This is a genomic window from Paraflavitalea sp. (assembly GCF_059502485.1).
The window spans coordinates 49,427-69,010 of sequence record NZ_JCACET010000009.1 but is presented as its reverse complement, the minus strand read 5'-3'; the positions used below and the strand labels follow the sequence as shown (position 1 = coordinate 69,010).

16 protein-coding genes are annotated in these 19,584 nt (G+C 47.1%); 11 read left to right on the top strand and 5 right to left on the bottom strand.

Annotated elements, in window-relative coordinates:
• Positions 1–346 precede the first annotated feature (346 nt).
• Entirely contained in the window at positions 347–976 is a 630-nt protein-coding gene (locus AC5JBY_RS16145; RefSeq protein WP_495905654.1) for an RNA polymerase sigma factor, read from the bottom strand.
• Positions 977–1,431: 455 nt separating this feature from the next.
• On the opposite strand from AC5JBY_RS16145, the gene AC5JBY_RS16140 reads away from it, so the two are divergent.
• From AC5JBY_RS16140 to AC5JBY_RS16130, 3 genes are all read left to right on the top strand, one after another.
• Positions 1,432–1,842 carry an Rrf2 family transcriptional regulator gene (locus tag AC5JBY_RS16140; RefSeq protein WP_495905653.1) on the top strand — a complete coding sequence of 137 codons (411 nt, stop codon included), beginning with the start codon at positions 1,432–1,434 and terminating at the stop codon, positions 1,840–1,842.
• A 67-nt stretch (positions 1,843–1,909) separates the two neighbouring features.
• A complete protein-coding gene (locus AC5JBY_RS16135; protein WP_495905652.1) occupies positions 1,910–2,563 on the top strand; it encodes an NAD(P)-dependent oxidoreductase in 654 nt (217 codons plus the stop codon).
• Between the two features lie 26 nt (positions 2,564–2,589).
• Positions 2,590–3,471: an alpha/beta fold hydrolase gene (locus AC5JBY_RS16130; protein ID WP_495905651.1), complete on the top strand. Its 882-nt coding sequence runs from the start codon at positions 2,590–2,592 to the stop codon at positions 3,469–3,471.
• A gap of 90 nt (positions 3,472–3,561) precedes the next feature.
• Here AC5JBY_RS16130 and AC5JBY_RS16125 read toward each other — a convergent pair whose 3' ends face one another.
• Both AC5JBY_RS16125 and AC5JBY_RS16120 read right to left on the bottom strand, forming a co-directional pair.
• Positions 3,562–4,872: an OmpA family protein gene (locus tag AC5JBY_RS16125; RefSeq protein ID WP_495905650.1), complete on the bottom strand. Its 1,311-nt coding sequence runs from the start codon at positions 4,870–4,872 to the stop codon at positions 3,562–3,564.
• 100 nt (positions 4,873–4,972) lie between these two features.
• The gene (locus AC5JBY_RS16120; protein ID WP_495905649.1) at positions 4,973–5,821 is read right to left on the bottom strand and encodes a hypothetical protein; all 849 of its coding nucleotides are present in this window, start codon (positions 5,819–5,821) and stop codon (positions 4,973–4,975) included.
• Between the two features lie 333 nt (positions 5,822–6,154).
• Here AC5JBY_RS16120 and AC5JBY_RS16115 point away from each other — a divergent pair, with 333 nt between their 5' ends.
• The 3 genes from AC5JBY_RS16115 to AC5JBY_RS16105 are packed head-to-tail and all read left to right on the top strand — an operon-like array spanning position 6,155 to position 9,132.
• Positions 6,155–7,243 (top strand): sensor histidine kinase, encoded by a 1,089-nt coding sequence (locus AC5JBY_RS16115; protein ID WP_495905648.1) that lies wholly within the window; start codon positions 6,155–6,157, stop codon positions 7,241–7,243.
• Positions 7,240–8,328 carry a sensor histidine kinase gene (locus AC5JBY_RS16110; RefSeq protein ID WP_495905647.1) on the top strand — a complete coding sequence of 363 codons (1,089 nt, stop codon included), beginning with the start codon at positions 7,240–7,242 and terminating at the stop codon, positions 8,326–8,328. Before AC5JBY_RS16115 ends, AC5JBY_RS16110 begins: the two co-directional genes overlap by 4 nt.
• A gap of 24 nt (positions 8,329–8,352) precedes the next feature.
• On the top strand, positions 8,353–9,132 hold the full coding sequence (locus tag AC5JBY_RS16105) for a LytR/AlgR family response regulator transcription factor (protein ID WP_495905646.1): 780 nt from the start codon (positions 8,353–8,355) through the stop codon (positions 9,130–9,132).
• 2 nt (positions 9,133–9,134) lie between these two features.
• On the opposite strand, the gene AC5JBY_RS16100 is transcribed toward AC5JBY_RS16105, so the two are convergent.
• On the bottom strand, positions 9,135–12,290 hold the full coding sequence (locus tag AC5JBY_RS16100; RefSeq protein WP_495905645.1) for a ligand-binding sensor domain-containing protein: 3,156 nt from the start codon (positions 12,288–12,290) through the stop codon (positions 9,135–9,137).
• 153 nt (positions 12,291–12,443) lie between these two features.
• On the opposite strand from AC5JBY_RS16100, the gene AC5JBY_RS16095 reads away from it, so the two are divergent.
• From AC5JBY_RS16095 to AC5JBY_RS16085, 3 genes are all read left to right on the top strand, one after another.
• A complete protein-coding gene (locus AC5JBY_RS16095) occupies positions 12,444–13,193 on the top strand; it encodes a hypothetical protein (protein WP_495905644.1) in 750 nt (249 codons plus the stop codon).
• Positions 13,194–13,542: 349 nt separating this feature from the next.
• The gene (locus tag AC5JBY_RS16090; protein ID WP_495905643.1) at positions 13,543–14,241 is read left to right on the top strand and encodes a hemerythrin domain-containing protein; all 699 of its coding nucleotides are present in this window, start codon (positions 13,543–13,545) and stop codon (positions 14,239–14,241) included.
• A 37-nt stretch (positions 14,242–14,278) separates the two neighbouring features.
• The gene (locus AC5JBY_RS16085; protein WP_495905642.1) at positions 14,279–14,674 is read left to right on the top strand and encodes a VOC family protein; all 396 of its coding nucleotides are present in this window, start codon (positions 14,279–14,281) and stop codon (positions 14,672–14,674) included.
• An 84-nt stretch (positions 14,675–14,758) separates the two neighbouring features.
• On the opposite strand, the gene AC5JBY_RS16080 is transcribed toward AC5JBY_RS16085, so the two are convergent.
• On the bottom strand, positions 14,759–14,932 hold the full coding sequence (locus tag AC5JBY_RS16080; protein ID WP_495905641.1) for a hypothetical protein: 174 nt from the start codon (positions 14,930–14,932) through the stop codon (positions 14,759–14,761).
• 312 nt (positions 14,933–15,244) lie between these two features.
• Between AC5JBY_RS16080 and AC5JBY_RS16075 the strand changes: the two genes are divergently transcribed.
• Together AC5JBY_RS16075 and AC5JBY_RS16070 are read left to right on the top strand one after the other, a co-directional pair.
• A complete protein-coding gene (locus AC5JBY_RS16075; RefSeq protein ID WP_495905640.1) occupies positions 15,245–18,262 on the top strand; it encodes a DUF8202 domain-containing protein in 3,018 nt (1,005 codons plus the stop codon).
• A 257-nt stretch (positions 18,263–18,519) separates the two neighbouring features.
• Complete coding sequence (locus tag AC5JBY_RS16070) at positions 18,520–19,533, top strand: threonine aldolase family protein (RefSeq protein WP_495905639.1); 1,014 nt, start codon at positions 18,520–18,522, stop codon at positions 19,531–19,533.
• Positions 19,534–19,584: the final 51 nt, after the last annotated feature.

Here is a 19,584-nt window from a genome sequence, read left to right as displayed (position 1 = left end):
ATCCCTATGAAGTACTGTCCAATAACATCATATCGGTAACCTGCTGAATAGCCGTTGCCTCCTTGTAGCCTATTATCCCTGACCCAACGGAACGGGACGTAACGGCTTCTACAGGTTTGTACATCTACCCTTTGAAATATATAACAGTGTTTAATTACGTCTTTTTACAGGTAAAAGAATAGGATCTCTGGTTAAGCCTGATTGGTTTGTATTCCAAACAATCAATGATTCCATCAGCTACAACTCGCCGGCCCCGTTTTATAATACTCCCTGGAATGCCTTACCAGGCGGGGCTGGCAGTAGCGGTGGATTGCTTCTTTCCTCCTCTACTCTTTCAATTAGCAGATTATATGGCGGATACTTCCCGTACGGGAGTTAGAGCGCCTGTTCTTGCCATGTTGAGGCAGATCAGGGCAGCTTCGGGAAGACGTTTTTCAAAAAGTGCTATACGGAGTAGTTTGATGGAACGGCGGCGATGGTTGCGTACGGCTTGTTCGGGCACAGCCAGTAGCCTGGAGATGTCGATCGTTTTGAGTCCTTGTACATAGGCCATTTTAAATACCCTGCCACATTCTTCGGGCAGTGCTTCTATTGCTTCAGCCACCTCTTTTAACAGCGTATTGCCCCTGGTTTCTTCTTTCAGCAGTTCATTTTCCTGTTCTACGTAGTTCATAGTGCTTTCGGTGTCGTGTGCTGGTTTGCGGTGTGTATACGAAAGATAATCATAGCAGGCATTACGGGCTGTGACGTACAGAAAGGCGCGTATATTGGCTACATTCTCAAAGTTGCCACACAGGTGGTAAAGCTTTACGAAGGTTTCAACGGCAATGCCTTCTGCTTCGCGCTTCTGGCAGGTGAGCCGTTGGGAAAAATAACGCAGGGAAGAATAATAACGGTTGTAAATGGTGTTAAAGGCAAGGGCGTCGCCCTGCTGAAAACGGTTCATCAGTTCCTTTTCTGTAGATGGTTTGCTCATGTGCATGTAGGTTTAGTGCCAGTTGGTTATACTGGTTGAGTCATGAAAACAGGAAAGAAAGGCACATTGGTAATGTGTTAACTGGTTGCGTTTCGTTTAGCCGAATTGATTGGCAGCAATGCGTATCATAGGAGGTCAGGTAGCGCCCGGAGGTTTGGCCGGACAAAAGGTCGTAGCAGGGAGGACACTGGACTTACTGTGTCAGAAAAACCGGGGGTCAGTTTATCTGATATAAAATCAATGATGTCGAAAAATAGTCATTTTTTGTCACACCACACAGGAATGTCTATCCCAGTTGGGGTAATTTTTTTCAGACGATATACACATTACATAAATTCAAGTTTACTATGCAATCAGTGCCATGATGTGCTGTTAGTGTACTGTTAATTGCAAGGTGCGTGTTGGCAGATCGGAAAGTTTGCTTACCTTCGTACTGTAATAGTAAATGTTACAGTATGAATAATGGCCGTTTCGCTGTTTCTCTGCACATCCTAACCTTGTTGGCGCACAAGCAAAGTGAATGGTTGTCTTCGGAATACATTGCGGGCAGCATCAACATTAATCCTGTATTGGTGCGCAAAGAGATCAGTAACCTGCGCGAAGCAGGACTGGTAGAAAGCCGTGAAGGCAAAAATGGTGGCACCACACTGGCTAAATCCCCTTCTAAAATATTGTTGTCGGAAGTATATAATGCCGTGCGGCAGGAAGTTTTATTGGGACGTTCGCGCAACAATCCCAATCCTGATTGTGTAATAGGTGGACAGATCAATGAGCAACTTGAAGAGCTTTATGTGGAAGTAGAGGATGCGTTGCTTCAAAAGCTTGGGAAGAAAACCCTGGCGAGTTTCTATAAGCAGTTTCAGTAATTTTTTTTTACCTATAACTGTAATAATAATTGTTACAATTAAATCTATAATTAATAAAACACAAACCATGAAAATTGCATTGATTGGGGCCTCAGGATTTGTAGGTTCGCATTTGCTGACTGAAGCGCTTCTTCGCGGACATGCTGTAACCGCCATCGTTCGGCATCCTGAAAAGATAACTGTGCAGAACCCGTTACTGACCGTGGTACAGGGCGATGTGATGCAGGATAGTGTAGTTGCTTCGCTGGTGGCTGGTCACGATGCTGTGATCAGTGCTTATAATCCCGGTTGGCACAATCCGCGTATCCATGATGAGTTTCTGGAAGGTGCACAGGCTATTCAGCGTGGTGTGAAGAAGGCAGGCGTAAAGCGTCTCATCGTAGTTGGTGGCGCCGGTAGTCTTGAAATTGCTCCCGGTCTTCAATTGGTAGATGCGCCTGACTTCCCTGCTGAATATAAACCCGGGGCGCTGGCTGCCCGTGAATACCTGAATATCCTGAAGCAGGAGAAAGAACTCGATTGGACCTTCCTGAGCCCAGCCATTGTGATGCACCCGGGTGTAAAGACTGGTCGCACCGGTAAGTATCGTATTGGTACCGATCAACCCGTATTCAATGATAAACATGTAAGTACTATTTCTGTAGAAGACCTTTCTATTGCTCTGCTGGATGAACTGGAGAATAAGCAGTTTATTCAAAAGAGATTTACTGTAGCTTATTAATTCATCTCTCACCTAAAAGTATAATCATGGAAAGCACTGTTACTGCTGTGCGGTACAAAACAATAGTTATCGATGGTCTGGATATCTTTTACCGCGAGGCGGGCAAGCCAGGAAATCCTGTTATTCTTTTGTTGCATGGCTTCCCCTCTTCTTCTCACATGTACCGAGATCTCATCAATGACTTGAGTGATCATTATCATCTGATCGCTCCCGATTATCCTGCTTTTGGCCATAGCTCCATGCCTTCGCAGGATGAGTATAGCTATACATTTGACCAGTTGTCGGTGACCATTGAAAAGTTTATCGATGCGCTGTCGCTGAAAAAGTTCAGTATGTATATCCAGGATTATGGTTCACCTGTAGGGTTTCGTATTGCCGTGCGCAGACCGGAATTGATACAGGCGTTGCTGATCCAAAATGGTAATGCGTATGAAGAAGGGCTAGGGCCTGCTATCGATGGGGGCAAACAATTCTGGGCCAACCGGAATACAGAAACTGAAAATGTGATGCGGGGTGCTTTGACGCCTGCCGGTACAAAGTGGCAATACACAGAAGGTGCCGGCGATCTGTCAAAAATATCACCGGATGGCTGGTCGTATGATCAGTATTTCCTGGACCGTCCGGGTAATGACGCCATACAATTGGCTTTGTTGTATAATTATCGCACCAATCCTCCTCTGTATCCGGCGTGGCAGGAATACCTGCGTGTTCACCAGCCGCCTGCGCTGATCACCTGGGGCAAGAACGATCTCTTTTTTACGGCTGCTGGTGCCGAGGCTTATCTGAAAGATCTGCCGCAAGCGGAGTTGCATTTATTGAATGGTGGTCATTTTGCATTGGAAGAATATCACCGCGAGATTGCGGACTATATACATCGTTTTCTTATAAAGCAAGGTATCAAATCTTAAGGCAGGAAGTAATGGTATATGGATCGAATGATAAAACCCGCTACATAGAGCGGGTTTTATTGATTTATCCTGTTGACGGTCCCGTTGTACTTATTGTTTGATAAACTCTACTCTCCTATTCAGGGCTTTGCCTTCTTTGGTTTTATTATCTCCTACCGGTACTGTTTCTCCTTTGCCATCTGTCTGGAAACGTGCTGCATCGATGCTGAATGTTTCCTGCAGGGCTTTGGCTACTGCTGCGGCTCTTTTTTGTGACAGTTGCATGTTCTTCTGATCGTCTCCATCGCTGTCGGTGTGGCCAATGATCTTTACTTTGATGTCGGCATTTTCTTTCAACACGTTGGCTACATCTTTCAATACTCCGTACGACTCCGGTTTGATGACATCTGAGTTTACATCGAAGAGGATGCCTGTGGTGGAGAATTTGCCTTCTTCTACCAGCTTGTGGCGGGTATCGGGAATTCCTTTGGCCACTTTCAGGTTGGATATGTACATGCCGTACTGGTCTTCTTTGTAGCTGGAGGTATGTATTTCGAACATCAGCTGATTCATCAGGACGCCAGGGGCAATGGCTTTGGGGGCATCGAATATTTTGTCTTGTCCTGCCCATATACGCATGCGTTCTTTCTGTACCTGAATGGCTATGTGTATTGGCTTACCAAAGTAATCGCTCAGAATGCTTACCTCTTGCTGGTCGCCTCTGTAATATTCCCGGCCAGCTTTATAAGTAGCCGTAATCAGTTTAGAGCGGCCACCTTCTGCCGGATAGAAAACTCCTTCTATGCTGGCATTCTTGCGATAGTTGCGCAGGAATTCATTGCTGGTCGTTGGTTCTTCATTCGTGCCGATGATGGCAAACTCGAAGTAGGGAAAGAAGTGTCCGTTGTACTTCAGCTGCATGATCACATCAAACTCTACGGTATAGTTCTCTCCGAATGATTTTTCATTGTTGGTGAGGTACAGGCTGCGTTGGTGTACCTGCAGCCACTTGCCGGGAAAATTGTTCAGGGTAACCACCTCTCCTGTGCCGGTCGTATTCCAGCCTGTAGGTAACTCTCCGATGGGGTCCTGATCGAAACTCTCAGTGTATACAATCTGTTCTCCGGGAACGAAGTCGAACCGGGAGTTGCTTTTTAGTGCCACAGGGGCAGGCGTCCCCGTTGTAGTTGCCGGTGCTGTTGTAACTGGCGCCGGAGTTGCAGTAGCAGTATCCGTCTTTTTATTGCCGGATTTTGCAGTTTGTTCAGCTTTATCAAAACCTTTATCAACACTTTTTTCTACTTTCTGTTCAACTTTTTGTTCTGCTTTGTTGGTCACCTTTTTCTTCAGGCGGTCCATAAAGCCCTGGCAAAAAACAGTGGCCGGGCTTAATAAGAGGATCAATGCTAAGGCGTTTTTCATGTACAGCGTTTTATGTTTTTATGTTGAGCTTTTGGAAGCAAGCCGGAGGCTTGCAAATAGGCTCATCCCTCCATGCGGAGGGAAGGCGAGCGAATTTGGTCTATTGAATTTCCTGCAGCCATTGTTTGGCAAAGGCACGTACTGCTTCTGTGGTTTCTTTGCCGGCGCGATAAGCCATTTTCCATTCTGCGGGTTTGCGTTCGTAGTCTGGTTTGGTGAAACGTTTCAGGCCATCGCGGGGAACGACTTGTGCATTGTAGTCTACATTGCTGGTAGCAGACAGTACTTGTTGCAACCTTGCTTCGATCATTTCTTTTACGGTGGCAGGATATGTTTCTTCCCAGGCTTTCATGTCGTCCTCGTAGGTTTTTACGCGGTGCTCGTATTGCTGTTTCTCGCCCATGATGGCCATGTTGATGGTTTCGCTATTGGGGTCTTCATAATCTTTCAGCATGCCTTTCAGCATTACCAGGTTTTCCTGCATGGCCTTTTTCATGGTGGCATCGTTGGAAGTTTTGATGAACTTCTCGGTGCTCTCTATGCCTTTCTTTGTATCGTCGATGAACCTTTGGCGAACGGCCTCTGGTGTTCTGCCTTTTTCGGGTTGGGTGGGTTTGTTGCGTTGGCGGTGTGTTTCGTATTCTTTGGCAAACTCTTCGGTGTTGACATATTCCTTAGTATACGTCAACAGGTCTTTGGCAACGGCTGCGCGGTCGCCTGAGAGGATGTTGCGGAAGTTCTTTCCCCTGTAATAGAAGCGGGCATTTAAAAAGCTTTCTTTGATGCTCCAGGTGCCGCTTTGTTTGTTGGTACCGATCTGCTCCCAGAAGTCGGCGTAGCGGGTAACTGCTTTAAATGATAATAATCCTACGAAGGCGAATACTGCTATACCGGCGAGGACCAATGCCTGCACGGCCATCCATCCTTTTTTTGTGTGTTGCTTTTTCATGGCTATACTTATGTAGTTAATGTGTGATTGAATTGTTTCGCAAAGATGGTGGGCGGCATGGCGGGTTAAAAGTCTTGTGTGTATGACCTGTTGAATTTTGTGCATCAAATGGAAAAATTGGCGGGTAAGCAAGTTGGCGGGTACACTCCCAGTTTCGACAGTTGATACCAGGTAATAGCGGCTAAAGGGGTATAGTCTGGCCCCGTTCAGGCGAGGAAATCGTCAATTCCTCCCCATTTCACGCAATGGAATCCTCAATTCATCCGGGGTTATGCCCATTCTATAGAAACCCCTTAACTTGCCCTTCTCAAAAGATGGTAATTTGTTGTAATAATGACAGTAGACGCCCATAATCCCCTCAAAAGGTTAACACTGCCACGATACACCCGTAAAGACCTATGGATCTTTGCTGGTGTAGTACCAATTATCGTATTGGTATACAATACGTTAATCTTTGGCAACCGCTTCTTTACGGAGGGTAAAGTATTCTTGTGGGCCAGTATTTCGACCTTCCTCATCCTGGGCTGTTTCTGGTTTATTTTCACCTGGATCGCCGTTACGCTGCGCAACCGGTTTCCCAAAGACAGCGACCTGATGAAGCGGATGCTGATCTCCATTTTCCTGTTTATCATCATTAATGCCCTGATCGTTACCATCCTGTTCTGGGGCTACGACTACTTCCACTTTCTGAATTATGAGCTGAACCAGGTGCGTTATCAATGGACGCTCCTGTCGGCGGCTATTTTCAATGTGTTTGTGACCATCCTGCACGAAGGGGTGGACAGTTTCGATAAATGGAAAAAGACGATGCTGGAAACGCAGCAGCTGAAAAAGGAATATATGCAGAGCCGGTTGCTGGGCCTCAAAAGCCAGATGAACCCGCACTTTCTGTTCAATAGCCTCAACTCTTTATCAAGCCTCATCAGTGAGGATACTGCCACGGCTGAGAAGTTTCTTGATGAGATGAGTAAGGTATACCGCTACCTGCTGCGCAGTGACGACAGGCTGGTAACGTTGGGTACTGAATTGCAGTTCCTGCATAGTTATTATTACCTGCTCAAGGTGCGTTATGGCGATGGTATTAACCTGTCGCTACAGATCAAAGAGGAACAGTTCGACCTGCTGATGCCGCCGCTTACGCTGCAACTGCTGGTCGAAAACACGTTTACGGCCAATACCATGAGTAAGGACAGTCCGCTGAATATCACTATTAGTTCTTTGGGTGAGCAATGGTTGCAGATCCAGCACAACCTGCAGCCCAAGATCAGGATCGGTATGCAGGAATCGGAGCCAGCCGGGCTGGATAACATTATTAACAAGTATCGTTTGCTTTGCCGGCAAACGGTAGCTATTCGTCAAACTGAGAAACAACGCATCATTCATATACCGTTGATCGAACAAGAAGAAACAATTGTCTCATGAAAGCATGGATGAAACCTTCGCGGTTGGAATGGGTCACCTTTTTCACGCTCATGCCGGTCCTGGCAACGTTGCTGAACCACTTGTTGTTTGGCGACCGCCTGTGGCATGAGCGGGATATCTGGTTGTATTCTTTCACATTCGTTTGCTTGCAGGGTTTCTTTTCCTGGTACCTGCATATCGTGAGTATGCATTGGTTGCGTATCCGGCTGCCTGAACTGCAGCAGACGCTGCCCCGCCTGCTGACGCTGGCTGTTACGCATATTTTCCTGACCAGCCTTACTTTTGCCTGCCTGTTCTATGGATATGATTATTTCCATTTCCTGGGTTATCAACTGGATGTAGAGCAGTTTAAAACTTCTGTGTTGCTGGCCATTGCTCTGACGCTGATTGCCACTACTTCCTGGGAAGCTGAATATGTGATCACTAAATGGAAGGCCAGTCTTGCTGAACGGGAAGAGGTAAAGCAGATGGCTATCCAGTATGAGTTTGAGACGCTGAAGAGCCAGGTGAATCCGCATTTCCTGTTCAATTGTTTCAATACGCTTTCTTCGCTGATCTCTGAAGATCCCAAGCAGGCCGAGAGCTTTCTCGATGAGCTGAGTAAGGTGTACCGCTACCTGCTTCGCAATAATGAGGATGGACTTTCTACGCTGCAGAATGAATTGCGGTTCATTCAGTCTTATTATCAGTTGTTGAAGACGCGGCATGGTGATGCCATCCAGATTCAGATGGAGGTGGACAAGCGTTATCATAATTATTTGTTGCCGTCGCTCTCTCTGCAGCTGCTGGTGGAAAACGCCGTGAAGCACAATGTGGTGTCCCGGCAACAGCCGTTGGTGATCGACATTTTTACTATGGCTGGGAATCAACTGGCTGTTAATAACAACCTGCAGTGTAAGACGGTGAAAGATCCTTCCAATAAGATAGGGCTTGCCAATATCCGCCTGAAGTATGAACTACTGGAGCAACCCGGCTTCCAGGTTTTGTCTGATACCCGCAATTTTACCGTGATCCTGCCGCTGATATGGGATAGTGGTTATGAAAAGAAGATCAGTGTTGTACAAAAACAAATCAACCCTCAATAATAACAACTCTTAAAAGGTTTATATATGAAAATTCTAATCGTAGAAGACGAAGAACTGGCAGTGAAGAAGCTGCAGAAAACATTGGCCGGCGTTGACGCCCAGGCCCAGGTGGTTGGTGTGACCGACAGTATCAAAAGTACGGTTGACTGGCTGCAGGACAATCCTTCTCCTGATCTCATCCTGATGGATATCGAGCTAAGTGATGGGCAGAGTTTTGAAATATTCAGCCGTACTACGGTCAAGAGTGCCGTTGTATTTACTACCTCGTATGATGAGTATGCTTTAAAGGCATTCAAAGTAAACAGTATCGACTATTTGCTGAAGCCTATTCAGAAGGAAGACCTGGAAACGGCGCTCAACAAATACCGCCAAATGAAAGACCTGTATGCCGCCGGCAACAGTCATACCGATCTGAACGTGGAGAGCCTCGTAAAAGAGCTGCGTCAGAAGTTGCAGCCGAAGGAATACCGCAAGCGTTTCCTGGTGAAACATGCGCAGAAGCTGGTTTCTATCGAGGTGGAAGAGATTGCCTATTTCTTCAGTGATGGCCGCCTGAACTTCTTCAAGACTTATGACAACCGCAAGTTTGTAGTAGATTATACCATGGATGAACTGGAAGACATGCTCGATCCTGATCGTTATTTCCGTATCAGCCGTGCTTTCTATATTGCCGTGGACAGTGTGGACCAGATCCACGATTACTTTGGCAACCGCTTGTTGCTGCACCTGAAGCCTGCTGTTGACAAGGAGGCTATCGTGAGCCGTGAGAAAGTGAGTGACTTCAAGAAGTGGATGGGTAAATAATGTTAATGTACCGGTACTAATAAGATCACTGAGGCGCCATTCTTGTCGGCCTGGATATCCAGCTCTGCACGGATGGTGCCGGTGCGCTTGCTCAGCATATCGAGTGTTTGTAGTGTGAATATTTCTCCTTCACTGGTATACACGCCATCATCCTGCAGTTTTACTGACAGCTTTGATTTTATCAGGTCGATATTAATCAGTATATGGTTCTCCGAGGACTCCTGCACCAGGCTGCGCAATACTTCTTTAAAGATCAGGAACATTTCATGACGGGACTTCATGTCCAGTTGTAATGAACGAACATGTTCATCTACCAGGATGTCGATATTGGCTCCATGTCTATTGATGAGTGCGTCTACAAACTCCAGCATCCGCAGTAGCGTTTTCTCCATGCTATCGTTTTGCGGGTCGATGCTCCACAACATATCGTCCATCGCAATGATCATGTTGTGGCTTTTTTCACTGATCTGATCTATGTATTCTTTGGAACGGGTAAGGTCTTTGTCGGCCTTGATCTTGGCCATTTCGCTCAACATGTTGATGTTGTTGAGCGTGGTGTTGATATCGCTGTGTAGGTTGCCGGCGATCTGTGTGCGCATGTCCTGCAGTTCCCGGATGCGGCGCATACGCTCTCTGTCGATCCAATAGAGAATACCAAGTACCAGGAGAACCAGGAAGCCGTAGAACCACCAGGATTGCCAGAAAGGAGGCTTTACATTGATGCGTAAAGTGGTGACGGTAGTGCTTTCTACGCCGTCGGCGTTTTTAGTCTTTACCTTGAACACATAACTGCCGGGCCGCAGGTAATTGTAGATGGCCTGCCGGCTGTCTGTGGCATGGACCCAATCTTTGTCTACGTCTGTGAGTTGATAGTAATACTCTGTCTTATCCTGGTGAATGAAGTTAAAGCTGCCGAATTCAATGGTGATAGCGCTTTTATCGTGTTGCAACTGTATGATGGAAGTGTTGAGCAGGGAATCAATGGACTGGGAAACGCCGGAGAGTGCAATGTCTGTGATCGTTGCCGCAGGTGGTGGCTGGTTCTTGATCATTTTCTCCGGGTCGAACACTACGAAATGGTGTGCACTGGTAAATAAAATGCGTCCGTCGGACAGGTTGTGTGCATCGTCGACATCGAAGTAATCTATCGGCATGCCATCGCGCCTGTCATAGTAGGCGAAGGCCATCGTCTCCAGGTTTACGCGGCAAATGCCACTGACCATGCCCAGCCAGACAATGTTGCGCTTGTCTATTGCCATGCAAAACACGTTGTTTGCCGGCAAACCTTCATCTGTGCTGATGAATTTTGTCTTTCCGGTCCGTACATTCAGGAGTGAAAGCCCCTGGTTGGCTATCAACAAAGTGCTGTCGTTGAGTTGTACCATATCGGAAGGGCTATCGTTCCAAAGCCGTCGGTCTTTGCCTGTTTGGGAGCCATAATGTTGTATTACGGTGTCTTTGGCCGGATCTATTTTCAATAATCCTTTTCCTAAGCTTCCCACCCATATGTATCCGTCTTTGTCGACGAACAACTTGCTAACAAGTGCGGTCCGGGTTATCTGCTTAAATCCATCTTTAATGGCTTGTCCGGGTTTATAGGTCCATTTTATAACAAGGCCTCCCTGTGTGCCAAACCAAAGGTTGCCTTGTTTGTCCTGTACCATCTGCCGGATCGTCCGGTGTTCGAATACATCAAACCATTCGAGGGTTGATTTGCCTGTTGCCTGTTCGTAAATGATGAGGGGGCCGTCCTGTACGCCCATCCATATGTCGCGGGTTTGTTGCTGTCGTTGCATGCACCAGATGGCATATGGGGCTTTGTATTTTTGCAAGGAAGCTGGTAAGGGAAGGGGTTTGAAGTTCCTGTCGTAGGCGAAGAGACCAACGCCCCACCCGCCTATCCATATCTGGTTGCTGTCTACTTCAAGAACGGCATTGGATTCCCCGTCTATTGGTCCTTCCCCATCCGGGCGGATGAGTGAGTAGGCGTTAAAGAACTGGGCGTCCGGGTTGAAAAGGTAGAGGCCATTGCTGGTGCACAGCCAAAGGTTTTCGCTCCTGTCTTCATACATGAAGTGGGCTACGTCGAAATGGAGGCTTTGTTCATCTTTGTATTCATTGCGCAAGCCCTGTAATGCATGTGGCCCTCCCACGTATTCTGCTACATAGGGCAGGCCGAATGTCCACAAGCGGCCGTTGCGTTGCTGGAGTACGCCATTGTTCTCATTGTATCCTCCACCGTATAGTTCTTCAGTGACTGCATGTTTTCTCTTTTCGCCGGTATTGTTATTATAGGTGTGCAATCGTGGCCCTACATCAATAGAGTTCCAGGTAGACATGATGGCCAGGCGTTTTTCATCAACATGGATGTTGAGCACTACCGGGGCGGTGCCAAATGCTTCGATGATCTTGTTCTTATCGGGATTGTGGCCGCGGTAATTCAGGTTTTTGGTGACCGGGTCGTACATGGCCAGTCCGGAATCGCAACCTACCCAGGAACGGCGTGTAATGGTATCGTAGTAATGGCAAAACCGTTTCCAGCTGGCCGGTTTGTATTGGACGGTCTGGTCGATCAGGAAACTATTGGAGTCGGGCGAATATTTGTAGGTCTCATGCCAGCCCATCATCATCAACAGGTCTCCTTCATTGTTTTCTACCATGGCTTTGCCTACATAGACGGTGGGCGGTGGTGCTATCCAGCCAATGTTGGCTGCTTTGTATAAAAAGCGTTCTGTATCAAAGATGCCTACTTTATTGTCTGCTGTAAACACCCATAGCCGTTGTTGTTTGTCGAGGTAAATGCGGCCCACGTTATCATCGGGCAGTGTACCTGGGTTACGGTGCTGGTGCTTGAATGTAATGAACTTCTTTCCGTCGTAGCGCTGCAAGCCGTTGGGGGTGGCCAGCCAGATGTATCCTTTGCGGTCCTGTACGAGGTTGTTGACCGTGTTGGAGGCGAGCCCGTTGAAAGTGCTAAAGCGTGTGAATACGTATTCGCGTGCAATGGCATTTGTAGTTTGTGCCGGAACGAGTTGTGCCCACCCTACTTTCCCCGGTCCTTTTTTTTGACGTGCCAGGGAAGTGGTGCTCATCAGGACAAGCACTACCAGGAAATAGCAATATTTAGACAACGACGAGGGGGTTAAAGTATCTGTCAAATATAGCCATGATTGGCGACATGGCGTGGCAGGGATTGTAAAATTATCGACAACTCATCCATGTGTAGGTGCATTTCATGCAAGGCTGTATTGTTGGGCGGGCTATTGTGGGGCAGCTTTGTGGAAATTATTGTATAGCCTAAATATCAATCAATGAAAAAAGTGTTTTTGAGCTGCCTCGCAGTGGCAGCACTGGCTACCGCCTGCAAGAAGGATAAGGATGATGAAAAAGTTCTCAAAGGAAACGTTGTGCAGTTGTACAACGGTAAGGCTTTTGCGTGGTCTGAGTTGAAGCCGGATGGCTCTCCTGCCAAGCTGGCCATCTCTATTACCGATGCGGCGCTGAGCAGTGTTCCCATCGACGGTAATCATAATGGTCATGAAAACCACCTGGTGCTTTCTTTGCATCCCAAGCATGGTACGGCATTCGATCATGCTCAACTGGACTGGAACCCGAGTGGTCATGAGGGTCCGATGTATATGTTGCCTCACTTTGATTTCCATTATTACAATATGACGCCTGCCCAGGTGGATGGGATCGTGGAAGGAACGCAGATGAATAATCATCCTGATGTGGCTTATATTCCGGCGGGGCATATTGCTCCTGCGCCCGGCGTTCCCAAAATGGGTAAGCACTGGCTCGATCCTACTTCTCCTGAGCTGGGCGGTGGTAAGGTGTTTACACAGACTTTTATTTTTGGCAGTTATGATGGTAAGATCAATTTCTGGGAGCCCATGATCACGAAGGCTTTTATCGATACGACTACCAATTTTAGCCGGACCATTCCACAACCGGCCAAGTTCCAGCGTAGCGGTTATTATCCTACCAAGATGAGCATCAAGCGTCATGATGGATTGACGGATATCATCCTGGAGGATTTTGTTCAGCGTCAGGCTTCATAACCATTGAGGTATAGTTTTTCACAGCGTACAACGGGGCTTTTCAAGGCCCCGTTTTTTTTGTGTCTTTTTAATTGGGCTAAAGCCCAAACTGGTGTTGTCGCTGGTGTCCCGGCCCTAAAGGACCGGGCAATTCCTTTTGCTTCGTCATGCCTTTGCTTCGCAGGCAGATTTCTCACTTCGCTATCGCTTCGTTCGAAATGACAAAAGGGTGTACTCGAAATGACAGGGGCTGGACCCTGGCGGGTAATTGTGGCAGATCATGCAAATGTTGCTACAGTTCATACCATTGAGGATAGTTATTATTGTTATAAGATCGGATATTTGGAGGAGTAGCAAAAATTCGTATACTATGGACCGCTATAATATTTTGAATCAGGTGCACAAGGGGTTAAAGGCTTTTTTATATGACACGGCTTTGTTGACGCAGCAAACGGATTTTACCATCGTGGATGAGGCTGAACTGGCGCTGGAAAAGATCGCTGAAGCGATGTACCTGTTCGGTCAACATGCGTTTTATATTGAAAGGTTGTTATTTCCGTTCGTTGTTGAGTACAATCCCGGGCTGATCTCTTCTTTCAAACAGCAGTACCAGGCTAATGCCGTGCTTATTCAACGGTTGCGGGGATTGTTGACTGCTTATGAGCATGCAGTGAGCAGTGATGAGAAGCATACTGCAGGGCATGCTATTCAAAAGGCTTTTACCGGTTTTGTGGTGGCTCACCTGGAAGGGTTGGCGCGAGAAGACAGTTTGCTGAATAGTTTGCTGTGGCGCCATTATAAGGATGCCGAGTTGATGGCGTTGGAAAAAGAGATCGTGGCCAAACTTCCTGCGAAGGATCTCGCGCTGTTGAGTAAATGGATTATCCGGGGTATGAACAACCGGGAGATCATTCAATGGCTTCGGTCTATCGAGAAAACATGTATTGCCACCATTTTTACCTCTTTTTTCAGCAGTGCTGAAAATGAGTTGCCGGAGACACGCTGGCTGAAGATCCAGGAGGCTTTGACTGAAGGGAGTTCAATTCCGGATTTCGAATTTGGGATGTAGGATTGCTGCCGCGCTTTGCAAGTTGTATCTTTGCGGCATGTTATCTCTGAAGCAAGTGCATCATATCGCGATCATCTGTTCGGATTATGAGCGGTCTAAAAAGTTTTATACGGAAGTATTAGGTTTCACTGTTGAGCGGGAAGTGTATCGTGCTGCCCGGCAGTCGTATAAACTCGACCTGTGCCTGAACGGGCAATATATCATCGAGTTGTTTTCTTTTCCCGATCCCCCACCCCGTCCCAGTCGTCCTGAGTCTTGCGGATTACGTCATCTTGCTTTTGCTGTGGCCGATATCGATGCATCGGTTGCATGGCTTGCTGCGCAGCAGGTAGCTGTTGAGCCTATACGTATCGATGAATATACTGGTAAGCGCTTTACTTTTTTTGCCGATCCTGACGGTTTGCCCTTGGAATTGTATGCGGATGCACAATAAATTAAATGGCGGAGCTTAGCTTGTAAAAACGCTGTACGGCTACTATATTGGTCTTCACTAAATCCGTACTCTATGTTACTTACGCTAACCCTTCAGGTATTCGTAGTTGTGTTTGTTATTGCCTTGCTGTGGCATATCTTCGAAAAGGCAGGCCAGCCCGGCTGGGCCTCCATCATCCCCGGTTACAATGTTTATATTCTTCTCAAGATCACTGGTGTAATAAGAAAATAGTAAAATAGAACCCCAGGGTCTCATCATAAAAGGCCCAGTATAAGTCACACGTTAACGCTAACGGTCCCTCCGTAGAATTGCGTAGTGGTTTTATCCAGTCCTGTTGCGGGTTTGACGTTTATCAAAGAAATTCATATATGACCCCGGCTGCAATGATTTGCATCACAATTCATCGGCCTATCTAAGCGCTTCAACCTCTTATTTTAACACATAGATCAATAATACTTTATTGTTTTTTATTATGCAGGGACAATTGAAATTGGCTTAAAATCGTTTTAAGGGGGTACAAAAGTGTAGCTGACCCCTACATAACTGGAAACCCCTAAATCCAAATTTCCCATGCAAAGATCTCTACTTCTGTGGAGGACGAATGCCTTTTATTTGATCATGCTATACTGTTTACTGAGCTCTACGGCACAAGGTCAGATCAGGTATTCCTTCGCAGCAAGCTCCGGAACCTACAGCTACTTATCCGGAAGCGGCCGAACAACGATTGTTAATGGTAATCAGAACAACTCTCTTTCAAATCTCTCGAGCATCGGATTCAACTTTGTGTATGGTTGTAATACTTATACGCAGTTCAAAGCAAGCTCCAACGGCTGGATCAGTTTAGGTGACAATACCACGCAAAACATGTCGGGTAACCAACTTTCCATTACCGGTAATGGTCCTATCATCGCGCCCTTGTGGGATGACCTTGAAACGGGTGATGATGGAGTTGTAATGAAATTATCAGGTAGCTCACCGAACCGGGTACTCACTATCGAATGGCGTGAAGCATACTGGGATGCCGGTGCAGATGATCCGGTGCTATCGTTTCAGATCAAATTGTATGAAACATCCAATATCATTGAGTTTATTTATCAACGGGAAGATGAACCTGCCGATAATGGTTCTGCCTCTATCGGCATCAGTGGCGGTTCTTTAAGTACCGATTTTTATTCAGTAAATGGTGTTACTACGAGTGCAACTGCCAGTTATGGATCTGAAACCAATAACCTCAGTTCAAGGCCTGCCAGTGGTATCACGTTTCGCTGGACGCCGCTGAATATGGGTTATATTTCTTCTACTGCTACGCAGACTAATACTGCTAATATTTCTAAATGTAATAACCTGCAGCAGCAGATCATTGGTGTTCAGGTAGTGGTGCAGGGCTGTAATAATCCTATGAGTGTAACGGAGTTCAAGATCAACATGACCGGAACTACCATTGCAGACGTAAGTGCCATTCATATTTATTATACTGGCCAGGTGGCTGCTTTTTCTCCTATACAGAACTTTGGCCCTACCAATATTACGCCTGCATCAGGTGTGATCAGTGTTACCGGCACACAGCAACTGAGTCATGGTACGCATTATTTCTGGATTTCGTATGATATTAATCCGTCGGCTACCACAAACAATACTGTGGATGCTCAGTGTACACAGGTGACAGTTGGGGGAAATGCACAAAACCTGACAACATCTAACCCGACAGGTACTCGTACCATTGTAGCCTGCCCAACGGCGCCAGGTGGTATCAACGGACATAGTTTCTGGATAAAAGCTGATGTAGGCACGGGTACAACTACTAATGGTACATTGGTGAGTCAGTGGAGTGATCAATCGGGCAGCAGCCGCCATGCTACCAATAATACTGCTGCTAATCAGCCGACGTTTTATGACAATGCTACCAAGAACCTCAACTTCAACCCTATTGTAGAGTTTGATGAAGCTGCTCAGGCTACAGCCAATGCGGACTTCATGGATATCAATAACAATGGTATTCTCTCCAATGGTAATACGCCGTATGATGTATATGCGGTGATCGTTCCCGGCTCTTACAATCTCACGACTCCCGGTAAGTTTCTGTTTGCCGGTGAGGCTGGTCTGAATAACTTCAATGCCTTCGACGTAAGGAGTAATTACTCTGTGAATGATAGCTGGAACATGAATGACCTGATCATTTCCAATACCTGGGCGGTAGATAGTCTCCTGATGCTCACGTTTGATTATAATATCCTGCGTCGGGAAGCTTATAAGGCTGGCACTTCCATCGGTACGCGTACGAGTGCGCCGAGGGTTGCATTAAGTTATAATAATGCACTTGGCTACCAGCGAACGGCTAATCTTGAGTATTATGATGGCGGTATTGCCGAGATCATTACTTATGCCAACGTGTCGCATGACGCTACTGCTCGTTATAAGGTGGAAAGCTATCTTGGTATCAAGTATGGTATTACCTTGCCGCACGATTATATCGCTTCTAATGGTGCTACTGTATGGAGCAGGTCTACCAATGCTTCTTATAATAGCAATATCATTGGTATTGCCCGGGATAATACCGGCGCGCTGCTGCAGCGGCAGTCGCGGAGCACGAATGCCAATCCTGATATTCTTACTATCTATGTTGGCACCAAGCAGGTGAACCAGAAAAGTAATAGTGGTAACTTCACTGCGGGTGACTTGTCATTCTTTATGGTGGGGCATAATAATGCTTATCCGCTTAATCAGTGGCCGGGTACTAATGAAAAGCCTGCCGGTATTTGTTGCCGCATTTTCAGGGAGTGGCTGGTGCAGAAGACTAATTTTACCAATACGGATCTCAAGCTGGAGTTCAACTTCAATAATGTGACGCCGGGTACTATTCCGCTCAACGCGGCCGATCTGCGCCTGTTGGTGGATGCTGATGGTAATTTCACCAATGCTACTATTTATGGCTCTCCTTCTGTAACGATCACTACTTCGGCGGGTGTAGCTACTGTTACTGTGCCTGCTTCGTTATTGGCCAATGGCTCTTATTTTACGTTGGGTTCTGTATCGGCAAACACCGTATTGCCGTTGGAGCTGAAGGCTTTTAGTGGTGCGTGTAGAAATGAGGAGGTTCAGCTGAAATGGGCTACTGCTACTCCTTCTGAATATGACTTTGTTGTGGAGCGCAGCGCCGATAAGGTGAATTTCTCACCTGTGGGTACTGTTGTTGCCAGCACTGCTGATAATTATAGCTGGACCGACCTGTCGCCCCTGCCTGGTACGCTGTATTACCGTTTGAAAATAACGAAAGCCAGTGGTGAGCCGCTGTATTCTGCCATCACTACGGTGAGTGGTTGTAATACGACGGCTATCCAGTTGTCTACCGATCCTGGCAGTGGTGAGTCGACGCTCATGTTGCAGCTGCAGCAGAAAGACCGAACTACCATTAGTGTGTATGATGTAGCGGGCCGCCGGATCGAAGTGCCTGGGCTTACTGGTCAGCGTGCTCTCGATAAGGGTGTTCATTATATGCCTGTACGTATTCCTGGTGCTACTGCCGGTATGTACTTCCTGCATGTAACCATTAATGAAGAACCGCATGTGTTTAGAATAATCAAGAAATAAATTGGGTTAATAATCATAAAGGAGGAGACAACTTTCGTTTGCATTGCACGAGCGTTGTCTCCTCCTTTTAATTGGGCTAAAGCCCAAAGCAGGAGTTGTTCATTAGTGTCCCGGCCCTAAAGGACCGGGCAATTCCGTTTACTTCGTCAGTGAAAGTTGTCGCCTCTTTTTGTTTGATAGTCTGGCCGCTTTGAGCGGCTTGACTGGTAGCAGTTGTCGTCTCTTTTTAATACATTCGTGGCCTAACTTTTAGATTTATGATCGTTGACCTGCGTTCTGATACTGTTACCCGTCCGACACCCGCGATGCTCCATGCTATGATGCAAGCGCCTGTGGGTGATGATGTTTTTGGTGAGGATCCTACTGTAAATAAGCTGGAAGCTATGGCCGCTGCTTTGTTTGGCATGGAAGGGGCGCTGTATTGTCCTACGGGCACCATGTCGAACCAGATCGCTATCAAGGTGCATACGCAGCCTGGCGACGAGGTGATCTGCGACCGGACGGCCCACGTTTATCAATATGAGGGTGGCGGTATTGCTTTCAATGCCGGGGCGCAGGTAAAGCTGCTGGATGGGGCTAATGGCCGTATTACGGCGCAACAGGTGGCCGATGGGATCAATCCCGACGATGTGCATAAGGCGCACACTTCCCTGGTGTGCCTGGAGAATACCGTGAACCGTGGTGGTGGCAGTTGTTATGATCTGGCTGCTATCCAGGCCATCCGGCAGGTATGTGATGAGCGGGACCTGAAGCTGCATCTTGACGGGGCCCGCCTATTCAACGCGCTGGTGGCACGTGGAGAATCGCCCCGCCAGTACGGGGCTTTGTTTCATAGTATTTCTATTTGCCTTAATAAAGGACTTGGCTGTCCTATCGGCAGTATCCTTATCGGGCCGGCTGCTTTTATTAAAAGGGCGCGGCGCATCCGCAAGGTGTTTGGTGGTGGCATGCGGCAGGCTGGCTATATGGCGGCTTCCGGTGTTTATGCGCTGGAGCATCATGTGGAGCGGCTGGCGATCGATCATGTGCATGCCCAGGCTATTGCCCAGGCACTGCAAAAAGCGCCTTTTACTGCGAGTGTTTTACCCGTGGAGACCAATATTATCATCTTTGAAGTGAACAGACCACCTGCCGATATTGTTGCTTTGTTGAAACAGCAGGGTATTCTTGCTATTGCTATTTCTCCGACGCAGATCAGGTTTGTGTTGCATCTGGATGTGAGCAAGGAGATGGTGGAGCATGTGGTTAAAGTAATTGGGTTGATAGGTTAACAGGTTAAAAAGTTGAAAGGGGAAAACAGGCTGCGTGTGGTGGAGTTTGAG